This is a genomic window from Caballeronia sp. LZ028, from assembly GCF_031451415.1.
Lineage (GTDB): Bacteria > Pseudomonadota > Gammaproteobacteria > Burkholderiales > Burkholderiaceae > Caballeronia > Caballeronia zhejiangensis.
Genome location: NZ_JARUXN010000005.1, coordinates 113,171 through 139,592, shown reverse-complemented (window position 1 = coordinate 139,592; position 26,422 = coordinate 113,171). Strand labels below are relative to the sequence as shown.

Here is a 26,422-nt window from a genome sequence, read left to right as displayed (position 1 = left end):
GCCGCATCAGTCTGACGAACACGCAAGGACCTGTGCCAGATGCAACCACGCGCGAACGCGCGTGCGCTTCTTCCACGCGTTCCGATGACGACGTTCTCGACTATCGCTTTCAGAGCACGCGCGTGCTCTCCACTACGGATCGACGCCATGCACGGTTTTCCCATCACGCCCGCTCAATCGGGCATCTTCTTTCGACAGCAACTCGATTTGCGCGATCCGCGCTTCAATCTTGCTCAACTCACGGAGATCATCGGACCGCTCGATGTCGATGCGCTTCAGGCAGCGCTGCGGCAAACCATCGACGAAGCCGAAGGCATGCGCGTGCGCCTCTTCGTCACCGACGGCTTGCCGCGTCAGACCGTTCCCGATGAGCCGTTGCACTTCACACTGCGCGTGGTCGATGTAAGCGATGCACCCGATCCGCTGGAAGCGATCGATCGCGCTGTGCAGATCGCGCTGGCCACCGCCTTCGACCTCGGCCATTGGCCGCTATTCGATGGGCAGCTCTTTCAGGCGAGCCCCACGCGCTTCTTCTTCTTCCAGCGGATTCACCATGTAGCGTTCGATGGCTTTTCGTTTTTGCTGTTCACGCAGCGGCTCGCAGCCATTTACTCGGCACTGATCCAAGGAGACGATCCCGCACCGTCCGGCTGGGCGCGTCTTGCCGATCTCCTCGATAACGACGCCGCGTATCGCGCGTCCAGCGCCTTCGAAAACGATCGGCAGTTCTGGCACGAATACATGGCGGGTTGCCCCGAGCCTGTGATCCTCTCGGCATGCATGGCGCCCGAGCCGATGCCCGCAGAAGCCTATTCGCAGGCGAGCGCGCGGATCCGTTTGTCGCCCGACACGACCGCGCGCATGCGCGATATGGCCGAACGCAACGGCACGACCTGGCCGCAAATCATGACGGCGGTCATGGCCGCCTATGTCGCACGTCTGAGCGGCCAGCCCGAAGTGGTGCTCGGGTTGCCCGTCACCGCACGCGTCGGACGTCTGGCGAGAAGCGTGCCGGGCATGTTGTCGAATGCGCTGCCGTTACGAGCGATCGTCGACGAACGCACGACCATCGTCGATCTTCTCGATGCCGTCGCGCGGCAAAGCCGCCGCGTACTGCGTCATCAGCGTTATCGCGTGAAAGATATCCGGCGCGATGTCGGCCGCATCGAAGCCGACAGGCCGCTCTTCGGTCCCACGGTGAACATCATGCCGGAGTACAGCCGTGCGCTGAACTTCGCGGGCTGCGTCATCGGCTCGAATCGCTCGTTCTATGGCACGCCCGATGATCTCGCGCTGATCGTGCATGACCAGGGCGATGAACTTGGCATCGAATTGATGTTCGATGGCAATCCGTTGCTCTATACGCCCGAGTCCGTCGAGGCGCACGCGCGCCGCTTCACACGTCTCCTCGAACAAGTGCTCGATCGGCCCGATGCGCCGCTGCATACGCTTCAGCTCGTGTTACCTGAAAGGCAGGCGCTCCTCGAACGCTGGAACGACACGACCGCGCCGTATCCGGAGCATGAGTGCATTCATCGGCTTCTCGAGCAGCAGGCACGGCTCACGCCCGACGCCGTCGCACTCGCCTGCGATGGCGCATCGCTCACGTTTGCGCAGCTCAATGCGCGCGCGAACCGGCTCGCGCATCGGCTTATCGCGCTCGGCGTGCGTCCCGAAGATCGCGTCGCCTTGTGTATGGAGCGCGGCATCGGCGCGATCGTCGCGTTGTTCGGCATACTCAAGTCGGGCGGCGCTTACATCCCGCTCGATCCAGCTTATCCGGGCGAACGTCTGAGTTACATACTCGGCGATGCCTCGCCTCGGTTGCTCGTCGCCGATGCAGCGGGCCGTCACGCGCTCGGTGATATCGGCGCGCTTACGGTGCTCGATCCGGATGCATCGCTCGACGATGCGCTGCCGAACGACGATCCGCATGTGCCCGCCCTCGCCTCGCATCATCTCGCGTATGTCATCTACACGTCGGGGTCCACCGGCAAGCCCAAGGGCGTGATGGTCGAGCACCGGCACGTGATGAACCTGCATCATGCGTTGCAATCGACCGTGTTCGCGCAGTGCGCGCCGCATGCGGGCGTGACGCTGAACGCAAGCATCGCCTTCGATGCGTCCGTGCAGAATCTCACCGCGTTGCTGTCCGGGCATCGGCTCGTCATCGTTCCCGCCGATGTGCGCACCGACGCGATGGCGCTCGTCGATTTTCTCGACACATCCGGTATCGACGTTTTCGACTGCACGCCGACGCAACTCGAATCGCTGTTCTCGGCCGGTCTGCTCGAACGACGGCAAGCGCCACTGACCGTGCTCGTCGGCGGTGAACCGCTCACGCCGCAGACGTGGAGCCGTCTTGCGCGCGCACAAGGCATACGTGCGTTCAACGTCTATGGTCCGACCGAATGCACGGTAGATGCGACTTTCGCGGAGATCACGCATGAACAGGCGCGACCGGTTATCGGCAAGCCGCTCGCCAACACGCGCACGTATGTGCTCGACGCACGGCGTCGCACGGTGCCGCCTGGCGCGGTGGGCGAGCTGTATATCGGCGGCGCGGGTGTCGCGCGCGGCTATCTGAATCGTCCCGAGCTCACGGCCGAGCGCTTTCTCGACGATCCGTTCGTGCCCGGCGCACGCATGTACCGCACCGGCGATCTCGCCCGCTTTCATCTCGACGGCAATATCGAATTCCTCGGACGCAATGATCTGCAAATCAAGATTCGCGGCTTCCGCATCGAGCCCGGCGAGATCGAGACGCAGATCGCGAGTCATCCGGCCGTGCGCGATGCGGTGGTGATTGCGCGTTCGCGCACGCCCGGCTCGCAGGATCAGCAACTCATCGCCTATGTCACCGCACGCGATGAATTCGGCATCGATGCCAGCGACTTGCGCGAACATCTGAGCACGCGTCTTCCCGACTATATGACGCCCGCCGCGTTCGTTGCGCTCGATGCGCTGCCGCTTACGCCGAGCGGCAAGCTCGATCGCCGCGCGTTGCCCGATCCGCAAGCCGACGCCTTCGCGCTGCGTCCCTTCGAAGCACCGCAAGGTCGCACCGAAAGCGCGCTTGCCGGACTGTGGGCTGAACTGCTGGGAATCGAACGTGTCGGTCGGCATGACAATTTTTTCGCGCTCGGCGGCCACTCGCTGCTCGCGGTGACGTTGATCGAGCGCTTGCGGCGCATCGGGCTGCAAGCGAGCGTGCGAGATCTCTTCGCGACGCCCGTGCTCAGCGCATTCGCCGATGCCATCGATTACGCCGCGCCGAAGTCCGACATTGTCGTGCCGCCCAATGTCATCACGCCCGCGAACAGCGCCGTCACGCCGGACATGCTGCCGCTCATCTCGCTGACGCAGACGGATATCGATCGCATCGTCGATCAAATGCCTGGCGGAATCTCTAACGTTCAGGATATCTATGCACTCGCGCCGCTTCAGGAAGGCATCCTGTTTCATCACATGCTCACGACGGAAGGCGATCCGTATCTGCAAACCGCGCGCCTCGCGTTCGACAGCCGCGCCCGTCTCGATGCATGGGTCGATGCGTTGCAACAGGTCGTCGCGCGGCATGACATTCTGCGCACTGCGTTCGTTCACGAAGGCGTGACGACGGCGGCGCAAGTCGTCCTGCGTCATGCGCCCGTGACGATCGTCGAAGTCGACGATCTGACGCATCATTTCGATGCGCGCACGCAGCGCCTCGATCTCGCTCGCGCGCCCCTGATGCAGATTGCAATCGCACGCGACGCGAGCGGGGATCGCTGGCTGATGCAATTGAACTGGCATCATCTGATCGGCGATCATGCGACGCTCGAGGTCATGCATGCGGAAATCGGCGCGATTCTCGATGGCCGCGCGCACGCGTTGGGCGCGGCGCAACCATTCCGCGACCTTGTCGCGCAGGCCCGGCTCGGGGCGAACCATGACGCGCAGGAAGCCTTTTTCCGCGACATGCTCGCCGATGTCAGCGAGCCCACGTTGCCGTTCGGCTTGACCGATGTGCATCACGACGGCTCGGCCGTCGCCGAAGCGCAGATCACGCTGCCCGCCGAACTCGATGCGCGTCTGCGCGCGCAGGCCCGGCATATCGGCGTCAGTCTCGCGAGTCTCTGTCATCTCGCGTGGGCGCGCGTGTTGAACGCGGGCAGCGCACTGGATTCCGATGGGTGCGTGGTATTCGGCACCGTGTTGCTCGGACGCATGCAGGCGGGCGTCGACCAGGCGCTCGGGCTCGTAATCAACACCTTGCCGGTTCGCTTCGACATCGACGACGCTTCCGTCGCTGACAGCGCGCGTATTGCGCATGACCGTCTCGCCGCGCTGCTGCAGCATCAGCATGCCCCGCTCGCGCTCGCTCAACGATGCAGCGGCGTCGCCGCGCCCGCGCCGCTCTTCAATGCGCTGCTCAACTATCGTCATAATCGCGCATCCGACGACCGGCACACGGCCTTCGACGGCATCGAACTGCTCGGCGCCGAAGAGCGCACCAATTATCCGCTGACGTTGTGCGTCGATGACAACGGCGATAGTCTCGGTCTCATCGCGCAGACCGTTGCGCCGCTGTCGCCCGCACAGCTCTGTGGATATATGGCGCAGGCTTTGTCGAGCCTTGCGCACGCACTCGAAGAAGCGCCGCAAACGCCGGTGAATCAGCTCGACGTCGTGCCGCCCGACACGTACGAGCTGCTGGTGAAGACATGGAACGACACGGCTTCGTATCCATCGGACATGTGCATTCACCAGCTTTTCGAGCAGCAGGTCAGGCGCGTGCCGGACGCGGTCGCGCTCGTCTTCCAAGATCAATCCATGACCTATGCGAAGCTCAATGCGCGAGCGAACCGGCTCGCGCATCGTCTGATCGCGCTGGGCGTGGGACCGGAAGATCGCGTCGCGTTATGCGTGGAGCGTGGCATCGGCATGATGGTCGCGTTGCTCGCGATCCTCAAGTCCGGTGGCGCTTATGTGCCGCTCGATCCCGCTTATTCGGGCGAGCGCCTGAGCCACATTCTCAGCGACTCGACGCCGCGCCTGTTGCTCGCCGACGCCCCCGGCCGCGCGGCGCTCGGCGATACGGGCGAGCTTACCGTGATCGATCCCGATGCATCGCTCGACGACGACATCTCGCAAGACGATCCGGTCACGGCCGTCGCTCCGGCGCATCTCGCATACGTGATCTACACGTCCGGTTCTACCGGCAAGCCCAAGGGTGTGATGATCGAGCACGCGCAGATCGTTCGCCTCTTCGATGCGACGCACGACTGGTTCAATTTCGATGAACGCGACGTATGGTGCCTGTTCCACTCGTTCGCCTTCGACTTCTCGGTCTGGGAAATGTGGGGCGCGCTGCGTTATGGCGGCAAGCTCGTGATCGTGCCGCAACAGTTTGCGCGCTTCGCGCCCGACTTTCTTCGACTGCTTCAGCGGGAACGCGTGACCGTACTGAATCAGACACCGAGCGCGTTTCGCGCATTGATTCAGGCGCAGGAGACGAACGATGCGCCCACCGCGTTGCGCTATGTGATATTCGGCGGCGAGGCGTTGAATCCTTCGATGCTGGAGCCGTGGTACGCGCGTCATTCGGATCGGCATCCGCGCCTCGTCAACATGTACGGCATCACCGAGACGACCGTGCATGTGACTTATCGACCGCTCGATCGCGAAGACTGCGCGGACAGCCACAGCCCGATCGGCGTGCGCATTCCTGACCTCACGATCTATCTGCTCGATGCGCAACAGCGGCTCGCGCCTGTCGGTGCGGTCGGCGAGTTGTATGTCGGCGGCGCGGGCGTGGCGCGCGGCTATCTCAATCGGCCCGAGCTGACCGCGGAGCGTTTCATCGACGATCCCTTCGTTCCGGGCGCGCGGCTCTATCGCACGGGCGATCTCGGACGGTATCGTCCCGATGGCAGTCTGGAGTTTTTCGGGCGCAACGATCATCAGGTCAAGGTTCGAGGCTTTCGTATCGAGTTGGGAGAGATCGAAGCGCAGATCGCCAGTCATCCGGCGGTGCGCGAAGCCGTCGTCATCGCGCGCGCACGCGATGAAGCGACGCAGGATCAGCAACTCATCGCCTATATCACCGGCGTTTCCGACATCGACACGAGCGACCTTCGCGAGCATCTCGGTTCGCGTCTGCCGGATTACATGGTGCCGTCCGCGTTCGTGACGCTCGATGCCTTGCCGCTTACGACGAACGGCAAGCTGGATCGACGTGCGCTGCCTGATCCGCAATGGCAGAACCTCGCCGTGTATGTCGCGCCGCGGACATCGCTCGAGACATCGCTTGCCGAGTGCTTTGCCAGCGTGCTCGGCCTCGAACGCGTGAGCATCTTCGATGACTTCTTTGCGCTTGGCGGACACTCGCTGCTCGCCACGCAACTCGTCTCGCGACTGCGCGAAGCCCTGTCGATCGAATTGTCCTTGCGCACGCTGTTCGATGCGCCGAGCGTCGCCGCGCTCGCCGACGCGTTGGAGGACACGGCTCATCGCGCCGGGGCGCGCCCGCCGTTGCAAGCGTTGCCGCGTCCCGCGCAAGTGCCGCTGTCGTTCGCACAGGAACGCTTGTGGTTCCTCGATCAACTCGATCCGGGACAATCGACGTACAACATACCCGTCGCCGTGCGCCTTTCCGGCTCGCTCGATGTTCACGCATTCGAAACCGCGTTGAACGCGCTCGTGGCACGTCACGAGAGCCTTCGCACATCATTCGTGGAGCACGACGGCCAAGCGATGCAATGCATAGCGTCCAGCCTGAAGATCGCGCTGCCGATCATCGAACTCGATGAACGCGTCGCCGATGAGCAAAGCGCCGAGGTCCGCCGTCTCGCGCAGATCGAAGCCTCGCGCGCCTTCGATCTTCAACATGGACCGCTGCTTCGCGCGCGATTGCTGCGGTTGTCATCCGCTGAACATGTCCTGTTGTTCACGATGCATCACATCGTCTCGGACGGCTGGTCTATCGGCGTGCTCGTTCGCGAACTCGGCGCATGCTATACGGCTGCCGTGCGCAAGGAGCCGGTTGCGCTTCCGCCCTTGCCCGTGCAGTACGCCGACTTCACGATTTGGCAGCGTGCCTGGCTCGCCGATGCGGAACTGGAACGCCAGACGCAATACTGGCGCGGTCGTCTTGCCGATCTCGCGCCGCTGGACTTGCCTCTCGACCGTCCACGCCCCGCACAGATCAGCGGACGCGGCGCGACCTTGCCTTTCGCGCTCGGCCCCGCGCTGTGCGAACGGCTGTATGCGTTCGCGCAGCGGGAAGGCGTCACGCCTTTCATGCTGCTACTCGCCGTGTTCCAGACGCTGCTTGCGCGCCTTTCCGGACAGAACGATGTCGCCGTCGGCTCGCCCATCGCCAATCGCACGCATGCACAGATCGAGCCACTCATCGGCCTCTTCGTCAATACGCTCGTGCTGCGCGCCGATCTTTCGGGATCGCCGTCGTTGCGTACGTTGCTCACGCAAGTCCGCGAAACGACGCTCGCTGCTTACGCGCATCAGGATTTGCCGTTCGAAAAGCTCGTCGAAGCACTCGCGCCGGTTCGGGACACTAGCCGCCCCGCGTTGTTCCAGGTGATGTTCGTGTTACAGAACGCGCCGCTCGAACCACTCGCGCTGCCCGGCCTCACGCTGGAACCGCTGCCACCGGCCGAAGCCGGCGCCAAGTTCGATCTCACGTTGGACCTGACTCATACGCAAGACCATCTGACCGGCAGCCTGAACTACGCCACCGACCTCTTCGATGAACGCACCATCGCGCGCTTCGGCGAGCGCTTCGCGCGCTTGCTCGAACAGGCGCTCGATCAGCCCGATGCGCCGCTCTTTGCGCTCGACATCGTGCTGCCCGAGGAGCACGCGCTCCTCGAACGATGGAATGACACGGCAACGGCTTATCGCGACGATGTTTGCATTCAGCAACTCTTCGAAGAGCAAGTCCGGCGCACGCCGGATGCCCTCGCGCTCATCTTCGCGGACCAGTCGCTCACGTACACGCAGCTCGATGCGCGCGCGAACCAGCTTGCGCATCGGCTGATCGCGCTCGGCGTGCAAGCGGAAGATCGCGTCGCGTTCTGCATGGAACGCGGCATCGGAGGAATCGTCGCGTTGATGGCGATACTGAAGGCAGGCGGCGCGTACGTGCCGCTCGATCCCGCTTATCCGGGCGAACGCCTGACGCATATCCTCACCGATGCGATGCCTCGTCTGCTCATTGCCGATGCCGCCGGTCGCGAAGCATTGGGCGACACGGGTTCGCTCACTGTCATCGATCCGCAAGCAGCGCTCGACGACGCGTATCCGCAGGATGATCCGCGCCCGAACGTCAGGCCGAGCAACCTTGCTTACGTGATCTACACATCGGGTTCGACCGGCAAGCCCAAAGGCGTGGCGATCGAGCACGGAACGCTCGTCGCGTCCACCTTCGCGCGGCACCGGTTCTATGAGCGCGCACCGAACGAACGCTTCCTGCTGCTGTCGTCGCTCGCGTTCGACAGCTCCGTCGCGGGCCTCTTCGGCACGCTCACGAACGGAGGCTGTCTTGCGCTCGTCGATCTCGATACCGCGCGAGACCCGGACGCGATCATCGAACTGGTGCGGCACCGCGACATCACGCGTGTGTTGTGCGTGCCGTCGCTCGGTCAGGCCATTCTCGACAGTATGTCGTCGAGCGATGATCATAAGCTTCGCGAGATCATCGTAGCGGGCGAGGCGTGCCCGCCCGGACTCGCGAAGCAAAGCTCCACGCTGCCTCGACCGGTCGCCCTCTACAACGAATACGGTCCGACGGAAGCGACGGTTTGGGCGACCGCGTATCGGTGCCTGCCGGAAGAGTCGAACCCGGTGCCGATCGGCGGTCCCATCGCGAACACGCGCATCTATCTGCTCGACGCCGAGCGCCGCCTGATGCCTATCGGCGCCGTGGGCGAACTCTATGTCGGCGGCGCGGGTGTCGGACGCGGCTATCTGAACCGTCCCGAACTCACCGCTGAGCGCTTCCTCGACGATCCCTTCGTACCGGGCGGGCGCATGTATCGCACCGGCGACATCGCACGCTATCGCGCCGATGGCAACATCGAATTTCTCGGACGCAACGATCATCAAGTCAAGATTCGCGGTTTCCGTATCGAACTCGGCGAGATCGAGGCGCAGATCGCGAGTCATCCGTCGGTGCGGGAGGCTGTCGTCATCGCGCGCGCGCGGCATGAAGCGACGCAGGATCAGCAACTCATCGCGTACGTCACCGGTACGGACGAGATCGACGCGGGCATGTTGCGCGAACATCTTGCATCGGGCTTACCCGATTACATGGTGCCCTCGGCGTTCGTGGTGCTCGATGCCTTGCCGCTGACGCCCAACGGCAAGCTCGATCGTCGCGCATTGCCCGATCCGCAGTGGCAGGATCAGGCCACATATGTCGCGCCGCGCACATCGCTGGAAGAAACCCTCGCGCAATGCTTTGCCAGTGTGCTCGGCCTTCAACGTGTCGCCGTGTTCGATAACTTCTTCTCGCTGGGCGGTCATTCGCTGCTGGCCACGCAACTCGTTTCGCGCGTGCGCCAAGCGCTCTCCATCGACTTGCCGCTGCGTGCCTTGTTCGATGCGCCGAGCGTTGCAGCGCTTGCCGAAGTGCTTGCGCTCGATGAGTCACGTCGCGTCGCGAGCGCCTTGCCGCCTCTGCAAGCACGCGAGCGACCCGCTCATCTGCCGCTTTCCTTCGCGCAGGAACGTATGTGGTTCCTCGAACAACTGGATCCCGGACAATCCGCGTATAACATTCCAGTCGCGGTGCGTCTGAACGGATCGCTCGATGTGCCGTCATTCGAGACCGCGCTGAACGCGCTCGTGGAGCGTCACGAGAGCTTGCGAACCACGTTCGCGCAATACGACGGACAGGCCGTGCAATGCATCGCGCCGCACTTGCACATCGCGCTGCCGGTCATCGCGCTCGATGCGCTTGCATCTGGTGCGCACGCCGCCGAACTGCGTCGACTCGCGCAGGACGAAGCCACGCGGGCATTCGATCTTCAGCGCGGTCCGTTGCTGCGCGCACTCCTGCTGCGCGTTGCACAAGACGAACATGTGCTGCTGTTCACGATGCATCATATCGTCTCGGATGGCTGGTCGACGGGCGTGCTCGTGCGTGAACTCGGTGCGGGCTATGCGGCTGCGTTACGCAATGAGCCTGTTTCACTGCCGCCGCTGGCCGTGCAATACGCCGACTTCACCTTGTGGCAGCGCGATTGGCTGGCGGGTGCAGAACTCGACCGTCAGACGCAATACTGGCGCAATCAGCTCGCCGAACTCGCACCGCTGAACCTGCCCGCCGATCGCCCACGTCCATCGCAAATGAGCGGACGCGGTGCGAGTGTGCCATTCGCGGTAGGTGCCGCGTTATGCGAACGGATCGACGCGCTTGCGAATCGGGAGGGCGTCACGCCGTTCATGCTGCTGCTCGCCGTCTTCCAGACGCTGCTCGCGCGGCTGTCCGGTCAAAACGACATCGCCATAGGGTCGCCGATCGCAAACCGCACGCATGCGCAGACGGAACCGCTCATCGGCCTGTTCGTCAACACGCTCGTCTTGCGCGCCGATCTTTCGGGATCGCCGTCGCTGCGTGAACTGCTCGCGCAAGTGCGTGAGACCACGCTCGCCGCTTACGCGCATCAGGACTTGCCGTTCGAGAAGCTCGTCGAAGCGCTCGCGCCGGTTCGCGACACCAGCCGCACGGCGTTGTTCCAGGTCATGTTCGTCCTTCAGAACGCGCCGATGGAGCCGCTCGCGCTGCCCGGCCTGACGCTGGAAGTGATGCGCCCCGCCGATGCCGGCACGAAGTTCGATCTCACGCTGAATCTGACGCATACACAAGATCGATTCCAAGGCACGCTCGCTTATGCGACCGACCTGTTCGATGAACAGACGATCGTGCGCATGGGCGAACGCTTCACGCGTCTGCTCGAACAGGCGCTCGATCAACCGGATGCGCCCTTGCACGCGTTCGAACTGGTGCTGCCTGACGAGCATGCGCTGCTCGAACGATGGAACGACACGGCCGAGGCGCATCCCGAAGATGCATGCGTCCATCGTCTGTTCGAGCAGCAGGTACGACGCTCGCCTGAAGCGACCGCGCTGGTATTCGAAGGCGATTCGCTCACGTATGCCGAACTCAATGCGCGTGCGAATCGGCTTGCGCATCGGATGATCGCGCTCGGCGTCCGGCCGGACGATCGCGTCGCGCTGTGCATGCAGCGCAGCATCGGCATGATCGTCGCGTTGATGGCGATACTCAAGGCAGGCGGCGCTTACGTGCCGCTCGATCCGGCTTATCCGGGCGAGCGCCTGAACCATATCCTCACCGATGCCGCGCCGCGTCTGCTGCTCGCCGATGCCGCGGGCCGGGAAGCATTGGGCGACACCGGCGCGCTCGGCGTACTCGAAATCGATGCATCGCTCGATGACGAGCTCCCACAAGAGAACCCGCAAACGAACGTCGCACCGCATCATCTCGCCTACGTCATCTACACCTCCGGCTCCACCGGCAAGCCCAAGGGCGTGATGGTCGAACATCGCCATGTCGTGAATCTGCATTACGCGCTGCAATCGACGGTGTTCGCACGTTGCGCCGCGCGCTCCGGCATCGGTCTGAACGCGAGCATCGCGTTCGACTCTTCATTGAAGAGCCTCACGGCGCTGCTTGCAGGTCATCGACTGATCGTGATTCCCGCCGACGTGCGCACCGATAGTGCGGTGCTCATCGACTATCTGAACAACGCCGATATCGACGTGCTCGACTGCACGCCCACTCAACTCGATGTCATGCTCGCAAGCGGCCTGCTCGAACGCCGGCGGTCGAAGCTGACCTTGCTTATCGGCGGCGAAGCGATCACACAACAGACGTGGAATCGACTGGCGAACGCTGAACAGATTCGCGCGTTCAACGTCTACGGTCCGACTGAATGCACCGTCGATGCGGCGCTTACCGAGATCACGGCAGACCAGGTGCAGCCGGTCATCGGCAAGCCGATTGCCAACGCGCGCATCTATCTGCTCGATGCGCACCTTCGGCGGGTCCCGCCGGGCGCGATCGGTGAGTTGTTTATAGGCGGCGCGGGTGTGTCGCGTGGTTATCTGAACCGGCCCGAACTCACGGCCGAACGTTTCATCGATGATCCGTTCATCGCGGGCGCGCGCATGTATCGAACCGGCGATATCGCGCGTTATCGCGCCGATGGCAATATCGAGTTCCTCGGACGCAACGATCATCAAGTCAAGATACGCGGCTTCCGTATCGAGCTCGGCGAGATCGAAGCGCACGTCGCCAGTCATCCGTCGGTGCGCGAGGCTGTCGTCATCGGCCGCATGCGGCATCAAAAAACGCTGGATCAGCAACTCGTCGCTTATGTTACGGCAACCGGCGATATCGACATCGAGGCACTTCGGGAACATGCACGTTCTCGTCTGCCCGACTATATGGTGCCGTCGGCCTTCGTGCTGCTCGACGCGCTGCCGCTGACACCCAACGGCAAGCTCGATCGTCGCGCGTTGCCCGATCCTGAATGGCAAAACCTTGCCGCGTATGTCGCGCCGCGCACCTTGCTCGAACACACGCTCGCGAAGTGCTTCGCCGATGTACTCGGCCTCGAACGCGTGAGCGTCTTCGACAACTTCTTCTCGCTCGGCGGCCATTCGCTGCTTGCTACGCAACTCGTCTCGCGTTTGCGTCAGACGCTTGCGATCGAGCTGCCCTTGCGGACGCTGTTCGATGCGCCTGGCGTCGCTTTGCTTGCCGAAGCGCTGACGCTCGATGCGCCTTCGGATCGCGCGAGCATCTTGCCGCCTTTGCAGACGCGCGAGCGCCCCGCGCATCTGCCGTTGTCCTTCGCGCAGGAACGTTTATGGTTCCTCGAGCAACTCAACCCGGGTCAGTCCGCGTATCACATTCCAGTGGCCGTGCGTCTCACCGGATCGCTCGATGCTCGGGCGTTGCAGACCGCGATGAACGCGCTCATCGATCGGCATGAAGTCCTGCGCACTTGCTTCGCGCAACACGACGGCGTTCCGGTTCAACGCATCGCAATGCAAGCGCAGGTCACCGTGCCGCTGATCGCGCTCGATACGCTCGATGCCGATGCGCAGGCCACCGAAGTCCGCCGCCTCGCACAAGATGAGGCAACACGCGCATTCGATCTTGAACAGGGTCCGCTGCTCCGAGCGAGATTGCTGCGCCTGTCCGCGCGAGAGCATGTCCTGCTGTTCACGATCCATCACATCATCTACGATGGCTGGTCGACGGGCGTGCTCGTGCGTGAACTCGGCGCGTACTACACGGCGGCGTTGTCGAACGCGCCTGCTGCGTTGCCGCCGCTCGATGTGCAGTACGCCGACTTCACCTTGTGGCAGCGCGATTGGCTCGCCGGCGCCGAACTCGAACGACAGACTCGGTACTGGCGCAATCGGCTCGAAGGCCTCGCGCCGCTCGATCTGCCGACCGATCACCCCCGGCCCTCGCACATCAGCGGGCGCGGTGCCAGCTTGCCCTTCGCCCTCAGCCCGGCGCTTTCCGAGCGGCTGATCGCGCTCGCGCAACGCGAAGGCGCCACGCCCTTCATGCTGCTGCTCGCCGTCTTCCAGACGCTCCTCGCGCGTTTGTCCGGGCAAACGGATATCGCGGTGGGCTCGCCGATCGCCAATCGCACGCATGCGCAAGTCGAGCCGCTCATCGGCCTGTTCATCAATACGCTCGTCATGCGCGCGGATCTCTCCGGCTCGCCTTCGTTGCGTACATTGCTCAGGCAAGTTCGCGATACGACGCTCGCCGCGTACGCGCATCAGGACTTGCCGTTCGAGAAGCTCGTCGAAGCACTCGCGCCCGCTCGCGATACTAGCCGTACGGCGCTCTTCCAGTCGATGTTCGTGTTGCAGAACGCCCCGGCGGAGCCGCTCGCCTTGCCCGGACTCACGCTCGAATTGCTGCCTCCTTCCGAAGCCGGCGCGAAGTTCGATCTCACGTTGAAGCTCGCGCACACGCAAGGGCGCTTTACCGGCAGCCTGAGCTACGCATCCGATCTTTTCGACGAGCACACGATTGCAAGGCTCGGGGAACGCTTCGCGCGTCTGCTCGAACAAGCGCTAGAAAAACCCGATGCGCCTCTGCACGCGTTCGACATCGTGCTACCCGAAGAGCATGCATCCCTCAGGCGATGGAACGACACCGCTGCTGCGTATCCCGAGCACTTGAGTATCCATCAACTTTTTGCCCAACAGGTCCGACGCTCGCCCGATGCGATCGCGCTCGTTTTCGAAGACGAATCCCTCACGTATGCGCAACTCGATGCGCGCGCTAATCGGCTTGCGCACCATCTCATCGCGCTTGGCGTCGAACCGGAACATCGCGTCGCGTTGTGCATGGAGCGCGGCATCGACATGATCGTCGCGTTGATGGCGATACTCAAGGCAGGCGCTGCGTATGTGCCGCTCGACCCCGCCTCGGTCGCCGAGCGCCTCGCGTACATGCTCGACGACGCCGATGTATCGCTGCTCGTGACTCAGACATCGCTGCTCGACGGTCTTTCACGGGTCGCGCTTAACGTCTCGATCGTTTGTCCCGACGACGAAGCGTGCCGTATCGAAGCATGTCCCGATATCGATCCCGCCATTGACCTGCAGTCGCACAGCCCCGCGTATGTGATCTACACGTCCGGCTCGACCGGCAAGCCCAAGGGCGTCGTGCTGAGTCATCGGAATCTATCGAACTATCTGAGCGGCGTGCTTGCGAGGATGAACGTGCTCGCGCCGTGCAAGATGGCCCTCGCTTCGACCATCGCGACCGATCTGGGCAATACGATTCTGTTCGGTGCGCTGGTCGCTGGCCACGAGCTGCATGTGCTGTCGAACGACCGCACCACTGATAGCTATCTGTTCGGGCAGTACATGCGTCAGCGCGGAATCGATGTGCTCAAGATCGTGCCCGGACATTTGCGCGCGCTCGTTGACGTTACGCTCGACACCGCGCCTGCATTGCCGACGCAATTGCTCGTGCTAGGCGGGGAAGCGACGCGCTCCGACTGGATCCGCCGCGTGCAGGCACTGAAGCCCGGCATGCGCATTCTGAATCACTATGGCCCGACCGAGACGACCGTGGGCGTGTTGACGCATGCCTATCACGATGACATCGCATACGGCATGTCGATTCCCATCGGGAGACCGCTGGCCAACACGCGAGCCTATGTTCTCGATGAATTCCTGCGTCCTGTGCCGCTCGGCGTGACGGGTGAGTTGTATATCGGCGGTACGGGTCTCGCGAGCGGCTATCTGCGGCGCGCGGCGCTCACCGCGCAGCGCTTCGTCGCCGACCCCTTCGCTTCTGGCGAGCGCATGTACCGCACAGGCGATCTCGCACGTTATCGTGCCGATGGCAACATCGAGTTCCTCGGCCGCAACGATCATCAGGTGAAGGTGCGCGGCTTCCGTATCGAGCTCGGCGAGATCGAAGCGCAACTCGTGGATCATGCCGCCGTGCGTGAAGCGGTCGTCATCGCGCGGGCCCGCAGCGAAGCCTCCCAGGATCAGCAACTCATCGCTTATGTCACGCTGCTCGCCGATGTCGATGCCAGTGTCTTGCGCGAGCATCTCGCCGAGCGCTTGCCCGATTACATGGTGCCCTCAGCGATCGTCATGCTCGATGCACTGCCGCTCACGCCCAACGGCAAGCTCGACCGTCACGCGCTGCCCGATCCGCACGCCGATGCCTTCGCGTTGCGTCCCTTCGAAGCGCCTTTGGGCGAGACCGAATCGTCGCTCGCCGATCTGTGGGCCGAATTGCTGGGCCTCGATCGCGTCGGCCGGCAGGATAACTTCTTCGCGCTCGGCGGCCATTCGCTGCTGGCCGTCACGCTCATCGAACGCATGCGCCGCATCGGCCTGCACGCCAATGTGCGCGATCTCTTCGCCACGCCCGTGCTCAGCACGCTTGCCGCATCGATCGAGCGCGGTGCGATTGCGCACGATATCGTCGTGCCGCCCAATGTCATCACGCCCGACACGACCGCGCTCACCCCTGCCATGCTGCCGCTCATCGCCTTGACGCAAGCGGATATCGACTCCATCGTCGAACAAGTCCCGGGCGGCATAAAGAACGTGCAGGACATTTACGCGCTCGCACCGCTGCAGGAAGGCATTCTGTTCCATCACATGCTGAGCACCGAGGGCGACCCGTATCTGCAAACCGCGCGCATCGCCTTCGATAGCCGCGAGCGTCTGGATGCCTGGCTCGATGCGCTGCAACGGATCATCGCACGGCACGACATCCTGCGCACCGCCTTCATCCACGACGGCATCAGCACGCCCGCGCAAGTCGTCTGTCGCCAAGCGCCTGTCACCATCGATGAGATCGAGCTCGATCCCGCACACGGTCCGGCTGTCGATCAACTCGCGCGTCTGTTCGATGCGCGCTCGCAACGCCTGCCTCTGCATCGGGCGCCCCTGCTTCGGCTCACCCTCGCGAAGGAACACGATTCGCCGCGCTGGCTCGCGCTGCTCGTGTGGCATCACCTGATCGGCGATCACGTTACGCTCGAAGTGATTCAGAAAGAGATCAGCGCATTGCTCGAGGGCCATGCCGATGCGCTCGATGTGGCGCAACCGTTTCGCGATCTGGTCGCGCAGGCGCGGCTCGGCGCCACTCAGCAGGAGCATGAAGCGTTCTTCCGCGACATGCTCGCCGAGCTCAGCGAGCCCACGCTGCCCTTCGGCTTCACCGATGTGCATCACGACGGCTCCTCGGTCGCCGAAGCTCGCGTGACGTTGCCCGCGGCGTTGAACACGCGTCTGCGCACGCAGGCGCGAGACCTCGGCGTCAGTCTCGCCAGTCTCTGTCATCTCGCATGGGCGCGTGTGCTCGACGCGGCAAGCACCGGCGATGGCCGCATCGTCTTCGGCACCGTGCTGCTCGGGCGCATGCAGGCAGGTGTCGATCAGGCGCTCGGGCTGCTCATCAACACCTTGCCGATTCGCCTCGATGTGAACGATGTCTCTGTTGTCGATAGCGTGCGTGACACGCATCAACGTCTCGCGGCCTTGCTGCAGCATCAGCATGCTCCGCTCGCACTCGCTCAGCGATGCAGTGGCGTGGCCGCGCCCGCGCCGCTCTTTAGCGCGCTGCTGAACTATCGCCACAACCAGGCCGTCGCCGATGAACAATATGCCTTCGAGGGGATCGAGCTGCTGGGCGCCGAAGAGCGCACCAACTATCCGCTCATGCTCGCTGTCGAAGACAACGGCGAGAGCCTTGGCTTGACCGCGCAAACGCTCGCGCCGCTCTCGCCCGATCAGTTGTGCGGGTACATGGAGCAAGCGTTATCGAGCCTCGTGCAGGCACTCGAGCAGGCACCGCAGACGCCCGTCGACCAACTCGATGTGCTGCCGCCCAAGACGCGTCAGTTACTGGTCCAGACGTGGAACGATACGGCTGCGTCGTACCCTGTCGATCTGTGCATTCATCAGTTGTTCGAGCAGCAGGTCGAGCGCACGCCCGATGCGATCGCGCTGATCTTTGGAGATCAGACGCTCACGTATGCGCAACTCAATGCGCGCGCCAATCGGCTCGCGCATCATTTGATCAAGTTGGGCATGCGTCCGGAAGATCGCGTGGCGCTGTGCGTGGAGCGTGGCATCGGCATGGTGGTGGCGTTGCTCGCGATACTCAAAGCGGGCGGCGCCTATGTGCCGCTCGATCCGGCTTACCCCGGCGAACGCCTGACTCACATCCTCACTGACTCGACGCCGCGCCTCTTGCTCGCCGATGCCATCGGCCGTGAAGCACTCGGCGATACGGGTACGTTGAGCGTGCTCGATCCGGACGCATCGCTCGATGCATCAGAGGACAATCCTCAAACCAGAATCGAACCACATCATCTCGCATACGTGCTCTTTACATCGGGCTCCACAGGCAAGCCCAAAGGCGTGATGATCGAGCATCGCCAGATGCTGAACTTCCTGTGCTCGATGCGCGATATCACCTCGATGAACGCCGCCGACACACTGCTCGCTGTCACGACGATATCCTTCGATATCGCGGGCCTGGAGTTGTATTTACCCTTGAGCGCCGGCGCGCGCATCGTGCTCGCATCGCGCAACGATGCGGCCGATCCGCTCGCGTTGCAAGCGCTCATCGATGCACACGCCATCAGCTTCATGCAGGCGACCCCGGCCACCTGGCGCATGCTGCTCGACACGCAGTGGAGCGGCAGCGCGAAGCTTACCGCGCTGTGCGGCGGCGAAGCGTTGTCCGCGAACCTCGCGGCGCGTCTGAACGAGAAGGTCAAGGCGCTGTGGAATCTCTACGGTCCGACTGAAACGACGGTCTGGTCCTCGTGCTATCGCACGGGCCGCGACGCGCATAGGTCATCCACGGTATCGGTCGGCCGGCCGATTGCCAACACGCGTCTGTACGTGCTCGATGCGCACTACCGGCTCGTGCCGCCGGGTGCCGTGGGCGAGTTGTATATCGGTGGCGCGGGGGTGGCGCGTGGTTATCTCAATCGTGCCGAGCTCACCGCCGAGCGCTTCCTCGACGATCCGTTCATTGCCGATGCGCGCATCTATCGCACGGGCGATCTCGCGCGCTATCGCGCCGATGGCAATCTCGAGTTCCTCGGACGCAACGATCATCAGGTCAAGATTCGCGGCTTCCGGATCGAACTCGGCGAGATCGAAGCGCAGCTCGCGAGTCATCCGGCCGTGCGCGAAGCCGTCGTCATCGCACGGGCGCGGCGTGAAGAGACGCAGGACCAGCAGCTCATCGCCTATGTCACTGGCGCCACCGCTATCGATACGAATGCGCTTCGCGAGCATGTGACTGCGCGCTTGCCGGATTACATGGTGCCATCGGCGTTCGTCACGCTCGATGCGCTGCCGCTCACGCCCAACGGCAAGCTCGATCGGCGCGCATTGCCCGATCCGCAGTGGCAGGATCTCGCCGCTTATGTCGCGCCGCGCACCTCGCTCGAACATACGCTCGCGCAGTGCTTTGCCAGCGTCCTCGGACTCGAGCGCGTGAGTGTCTTCGATAACTTCTTCGCGCTCGGCGGGCATTCGTTGCTGGCCACGCAACTCGTATCGCGCTTGCGTCAGGCGCTTTGCATCGAATTGCCCTTACGAACATTGTTCGATGCGCCGACGGTGGCTTCGCTCGGCGAAACCTTACAGCAGGAAACGGGTCGCGTGAGCGCAATCCCGACACTGCAAGCACGCACGCGGCCGCAGCATTTACCGCTGTCTTTTGCGCAGGAACGCTTGTGGTTCCTCGAACAGCTCAACCCCGGACAGTCGACCTATAACATTCCGGTAGCCGTGCGCCTGAGCGGGTCGCTCGATGTTCCGGCGCTCGACACTGCGTTGAATGCCCTCGTGGAGCGTCACGAAAGCCTGCGTACTTCCTTCGTGCAACAAGACGGGCAGGCGGTTCAATGTATCGCGACGCAATTGCGGATCGCACTGCCTCTCGTCGAACTCGGCACGCTCGCCTCCGACGCGCAAGCCGCCGAAGTCCGCCGGATCACGCAAGCCGAAGCCACGCGAGCCTTCGATCTTCAGCACGGGCCGCTTCTTCGCGCGCGGCTGCTTCGCCTCGCCGAAGACGAGCATGTGCTGCTCTTCGCGATGCATCACATCATCTCCGATGGCTGGTCCATCGGCGTGCTCGTGCGTGAACTCGGCGCGTGCTATGAGGCCGCGTTGCATGACGAAGCGCTCGCTTTGCCGCCATTGGCCGTGCAGTATGCCGACTTTACGTTGTGGCAGCGCGATTGGCTCGCCGGCGCGGAACTCGATCGACAGACGCAATACTGGCGCACTCAGCTCGCCGAACTCGCACCGCTCGATCTGCCGACTGATCGCCCTCGCCCTGCGCGGATCAGCGGACGTGGCGCAACATTGCCCTTTTCGCTGAGTCCCAACCTGTCGGAGCGCGTGACCACGCTCGCGCATCGAGAAGGCGTGACGCCATTCATGGTGCTGCTCGCCACACTCCAGACGCTTCTTGGTCGTCTCTCCGGGCAATCGCAAGTGGCAGTCGGCTCGCCGATCGCCAATCGCACGCATGCACAGATCGAACCGCTCATCGGTCTGTTCGTCAATACGCTCGTATTGCGTGCGGATCTGTCGGGCGCGCCCAGCATGCTCGAATTGCTCACGCAAGTGCGCGATACGACGCTCGCCGCTTACGCACATCAGGACCTGCCTTTCGAAAAACTCGTCGAAGCGCTCGCGCCGGCGCGCGACACGAGCCGTACGCCGCTCTTTCAAGTGATGCTCGTCTTGCAGAATGCGCCGCTCGAGGCGCTTGCTTTGCCCGGTCTCACGCTGGAACTTCTGCCCCCGGCCGAAGCCGGCGCCAAGTTCGACCTCACGCTGAACCTGACTCACACGCACGACCGCTTCGCGGGCAGCATCAGCTACGCAAGCGATCTTTTCGATAGGCAGACTATCGTGCGTTTCGGCGAACGCTTCACGCGCTTGCTGGATCAGGCGCTCGCGCGGCCCGATGTACCGTTACATGCGCTCGAACTCGTGTTGCCTGAAGAGTATGCGTTGTTCGATCGATGGAACGACACGGCAGCCGCCTACCCCGAGCACCTCTCCATGCATCAGCTTTTCGAGCAACAGGTTCGACGCACGCCCGATGCCACCGCGCTCATCTTCGAAGACCAATCCCTCACGTATGCGGAGCTGAATGCGCGTGCGAATCGGCTTGCTCATCGACTGATCGCGCTGCGCGTGCGTCCGGAAGATCGCGTCGCGTTATGCATGGAGCGGCGCGTCGGCATGATCGTCTCGTTGATAGCCACGCTCAAGGCGGGCGGCGCATACGTGCCGCTCGATCCTGCGTATCCGGGTGAACGGCTGAATCACATTCTTGCCGATGCCGCGCCTCGATTGTTGATCGCCGATGCAGCCGGCCGTCATGCGTTGGGCGACACGGGCACTCTGACGGTACTCGATCTTCATGCATCCGACGACGAAACGCTCTCGCAGGCCGATCCGCAAACACCGGTCGCGCCGCACAACCTCGCGTATGTGATCTATACGTCGGGATCGACGGGCAAGCCGAAGGGCGTCGCCATCGAACATAGAAACGCCGTCAACTTCCTGAACTGGGCGCAGAACGCCTTTACATCGAAAGAGCTTTCACACACGCTGTTTGCCACATCGATCAATTTCGATCTTTCGATCTATGAATGCTTCGCACCGTTGACCTGCGGCGCCACCGTGCATCTCGTCGACAACGTCCTCGCACTTTCCAGGAAGCCGCACGATGTGAGCCTGGTCAACACGGTGCCTTCGGCGATCACTTCTCTACTCGATGCAGGCGCATCGCTCGCATCCGTCGAGACTATCAACCTTGCGGGCGAGCCGCTCAGGCTCGCGCTGATGAAACGCATCTTCGCCGAGACCGACATCGAACGATTGTGCAATCTGTATGGCCCGTCCGAGACGACCACTTACTCGACGTGGATCGAGATGCATAGGGGCGATCACCTGAAGGAGACCATCGGCAAGCCGATCGCCAACACCAGCGTCTATCTGCTCGATGCGCGATGCAAGCCGGTGCCGCTCGGCACGGTGGGCGAAGTGTATATCGGCGGCGCGGGCGTGGCGCGTGGCTATCTCAACCGGCCTGAACTCACCGCCGAACGCTTCCGCGACGATCCGTTCATGCCCGGCGATCGCATGTACCGCACAGGCGATCTCGCACGTTATCGTGCCGATGGCAACATCGAGTTCCTCGGCCGCAACGATCATCAGGTGAAGGTGCGCGGCTTCCGTATCGAGCTCGGCGAGATCGAAGCGCAACTCGTGGATCATGCCGCCGTGCGTGAAGCGGTCGTCATCGCGCGGGCCCGCAGCGAAGCCTCCCAGGATCAGCAACTCATCGCTTATGTCACGCTGCTCGCCGATGTCGATGCCAGTGTCTTGCGCGAGCATCTCGCCGAGCGCTTGCCCGATTACATGGTGCCCTCAGCGATCGTCATGCTCGATGCACTGCCGCTCACGCCCAACGGCAAGCTCGACCGTCACGCGCTGCCCGATCCGCACGCCGATGCCTTCGCGTTGCGTCCCTTCGAAGCGCCTTTGGGCGAGACCGAATCGTCGCTCGCCGATCTGTGGGCCGAATTGCTGGGCCTCGATCGCGTCGGCCGGCAGGATAACTTCTTCGCGCTCGGCGGCCATTCGCTGCTGGCCGTCACGCTCATCGAACGCATGCGCCGCATCGGCCTGCACGCCAATGTGCGCGATCTCTTCGCCACGCCCGTGCTCAGCACGCTTGCCGCATCGATCGAGCGCGGTGCGATTGCGCACGATATCGTCGTGCCGCCCAATGTCATCACGCCCGACACGACCGCGCTCACCCCTGCCATGCTGCCGCTCATCGCCTTGACGCAAGCGGATATCGACTCCATCGTCGAACAAGTCCCGGGCGGCATAAAGAACGTGCAGGACATTTACGCGCTCGCACCGCTGCAGGAAGGCATTCTGTTCCATCACATGCTGAGCACCGAGGGCGACCCGTATCTGCAAACCGCGCGCATCGCCTTCGATAGCCGCGAGCGTCTGGATGCCTGGCTCGATGCGCTGCAACGGATCATCGCACGGCACGACATCCTGCGCACCGCCTTCATCCACGACGGCATCAGCACGCCCGCGCAAGTCGTCTGTCGCCAAGCGCCTGTCACCATCGATGAGATCGAGCTCGATCCCGCACACGGTCCGGCTGTCGATCAACTCGCGCGTCTGTTCGATGCGCGCTCGCAACGCCTGCCTCTGCATCGGGCGCCCCTGCTTCGGCTCACCCTCGCGAAGGAACACGATTCGCCGCGCTGGCTCGCGCTGCTCGTGTGGCATCACCTGATCGGCGATCACGTTACGCTCGAAGTGATTCAGAAAGAGATCAGCGCATTGCTCGAGGGCCATGCCGATGCGCTCGATGTGGCGCAACCGTTTCGCGATCTGGTCGCGCAGGCGCGGCTCGGCGCCACTCAGCAGGAGCATGAAGCGTTCTTCCGCGACATGCTCGCCGAGCTCAGCGAGCCCACGCTGCCCTTCGGCTTCACCGATGTGCATCACGACGGCTCCTCGGTCGCCGAAGCTCGCGTGACGTTGCCCGCGGCGTTGAACACGCGTCTGCGCACGCAGGCGCGAGACCTCGGCGTCAGTCTCGCCAGTCTCTGTCATCTCGCATGGGCGCGTGTGCTCGACGCGGCAAGCACCGGCGATGGCCGCATCGTCTTCGGCACCGTGCTGCTCGGGCGCATGCAGGCAGGTGTCGATCAGGCGCTCGGGCTGCTCATCAACACCTTGCCGATTCGCCTCGATGTGAACGATGTCTCTGTTGTCGATAGCGTGCGTGACACGCATCAACGTCTCGCGGCCTTGCTGCAGCATCAGCATGCTCCGCTCGCACTCGCTCAGCGATGCAGTGGCGTGGCCGCGCCCGCGCCGCTCTTTAGCGCGCTGCTGAACTATCGCCACAACCAGGCCGTCGCCGATGAACAATATGCCTTCGAGGGGATCGAGCTGCTGGGCGCCGAAGAGCGCACCAACTATCCGCTCATGCTCGCTGTCGAAGACAACGGCGAGAGCCTTGGCTTGACCGCGCAAACGCTCGCGCCGCTCTCGCCCGATCAGTTGTGCGGGTACATGGAGCAAGCGTTATCGAGCCTCGTGCAGGCACTCGAGCAGGCACCGCAGACGCCCGTCGACCAACTCGATGTGCTGCCGCCCAAGACGCGTCAGTTACTGGTCCAGACGTGGAACGATACGGCTGCGTCGTACCCTGTCGATCTGTGCATTCATCAGTTGTTCGAGCAGCAGGTCGAGCGCACGCCCGATGCGATCGCGCTGATCTTTGGAGATCAGACGCTCACGTATGCGCAACTCAATGCGCGCGCCAATCGGCTCGCGCATCATTTGATCAAGTTGGGCATGCGTCCGGAAGATCGCGTGGCGCTGTGCGTGGAGCGTGGCATCGGCATGGTGGTGGCGTTGCTCGCGATACTCAAAGCGGGCGGCGCCTATGTGCCGCTCGATCCGGCTTACCCCGGCGAACGCCTGACTCACATCCTCACTGACTCGACGCCGCGCCTCTTGCTCGCCGATGCCATCGGCCGTGAAGCACTCGGCGATACGGGTACGTTGAGCGTGCTCGATCCGGACGCATCGCTCGATGCATCAGAGGACAATCCTCAAACCAGAATCGAACCACATCATCTCGCATACGTGCTCTTTACATCGGGCTCCACAGGCAAGCCCAAAGGCGTGATGATCGAGCATCGCCAGATGCTGAACTTCCTGTGCTCGATGCGCGATATCACCTCGATGAACGCCGCCGACACACTGCTCGCTGTCACGACGATATCCTTCGATATCGCGGGCCTGGAGTTGTATTTACCCTTGAGCGCCGGCGCGCGCATCGTGCTCGCATCGCGCAACGATGCGGCCGATCCGCTCGCGTTGCAAGCGCTCATCGATGCACACGCCATCAGCTTCATGCAGGCGACCCCGGCCACCTGGCGCATGCTGCTCGACACGCAGTGGAGCGGCAGCGCGAAGCTTACCGCGCTGTGCGGCGGCGAAGCGTTGTCCGCGAACCTCGCGGCGCGTCTGAACGAGAAGGTCAAGGCGCTGTGGAATCTCTACGGTCCGACTGAAACGACGGTCTGGTCCTCGTGCTATCGCACGGGCCGCGACGCGCATAGGTCATCCACGGTATCGGTCGGCCGGCCGATTGCCAACACGCGTCTGTACGTGCTCGATGCGCACTACCGGCTCGTGCCGCCGGGTGCCGTGGGCGAGTTGTATATCGGTGGCGCGGGGGTGGCGCGTGGTTATCTCAATCGTGCCGAGCTCACCGCCGAGCGCTTCCTCGACGATCCGTTCATTGCCGATGCGCGCATCTATCGCACGGGCGATCTCGCGCGCTATCGCGCCGATGGCAATCTCGAGTTCCTCGGACGCAACGATCATCAGGTCAAGATTCGCGGCTTCCGGATCGAACTCGGCGAGATCGAAGCGCAGCTCGCGAGTCATCCGGCCGTGCGCGAAGCCGTCGTCATCGCACGGGCGCGGCGTGAAGAGACGCAGGACCAGCAGCTCATCGCCTATGTCACTGGCGCCACCGCTATCGATACGAATGCGCTTCGCGAGCATGTGACTGCGCGCTTGCCGGATTACATGGTGCCATCGGCGTTCGTCACGCTCGATGCGCTGCCGCTCACGCCCAACGGCAAGCTCGATCGGCGCGCATTGCCCGATCCGCAGTGGCAGGATCTCGCCGCTTATGTCGCGCCGCGCACCTCGCTCGAACATACGCTCGCGCAGTGCTTTGCCAGCGTCCTCGGACTCGAGCGCGTGAGTGTCTTCGATAACTTCTTCGCGCTCGGCGGGCATTCGTTGCTGGCTGTTCAGTTGATGGCATCGATTCACGCGAAGCTCGGCCAGGACATTTCGATTCGCGTTCTCTTCAATGCGCCATCGGTCGCGGAACTCGCCGATCAACTGAACGCCGCGCCTTCGAACAACGAATTCGATCCGATTCTGCCTATCCGGGCATCGGGGAGCGGCGCACCGCTCTTCTGCATTCATCCGGTCGGCGGACTGGCGTGGAGTTATGCGGGTCTCGCGAAGATCATCGATGACGACCGGCCCCTCTACGCCGTCCAGACGCCGGCGTTGAAGGAGCCCGGCTACCGTCCCGCGAGCATCGTCGACATGGCGGCGGACTATATCGCGCGCATCCGCACGGTTCAGCCTCACGGTCCCTATCACCTCCTCGGCTGGTCCTTCGGCGGACTGCTCGCGTACGAAATGGCGACGCAACTGCAAAACCTTGGCGAGAAGATCGGCGAGCTCGTGTTGCTGGATTCGCGTCTTCCGGACGGACTCACTGCATCCGAAGTCGATGAATGGGCGCTGTTCGCCGCGACGTTCCCGGACATGTCGCCCGATCTCACGCTCACGCTTCAGGCAATGCAATCGACCACCGAACGCGTGGTCGCGCTACGTGAGCATCGGCTGATACCGGCGTATATCACGGACGAGCACGTCACAACGCTGATCGGCACGACGCAACGGAACATGCAGTTGCAATCGATGTACGCGCCCCGGTCGTTCCATGGCGATATCGTCTATTTCACGGCGACGCGTTCCGAAGCGCCCGGACAACCCCGACGTAGCGCGCAATGGCGAGCGTGTGTGAACGGTTCGATCGTGAACTACGACATCGACTGCATGCATGGCGAGATGTGCCTGCCATCGTCGCTCGCGATGATCGGACAGAACCTCGCATCGATGAATGTGATTGGTGCATCAGCGAAGTAGAGAACGAACAGCGCCACGGGCTTATAGGCCGGTGGCGCTGCCA

1 protein-coding gene is annotated in these 26,422 nt (G+C 63.2%); it reads left to right on the top strand.

Annotation, left to right across the window (positions count from 1 at the left end; all coding sequences use genetic code 11):
* The first annotated feature begins 147 nt into the window (after nt 1-147).
* Nucleotides 148-26,379: a non-ribosomal peptide synthase/polyketide synthase gene (locus QCE58_RS29870; protein WP_309780529.1), complete on the top strand. Its 26,232-nt coding sequence runs from the start codon at nt 148-150 to the stop codon at nt 26,377-26,379.
* Nucleotides 26,380-26,422 lie beyond the last annotated feature (43 nt).

What these genes read in the sequence shown, in the direction of transcription:
- QCE58_RS29870 (WP_309780529.1), top strand. Translation starts at nt 148, where the DNA reads ATGCACGGTTTTCCCATCACGCCCGCTCAATCGGGCATCTTCTTTCGA.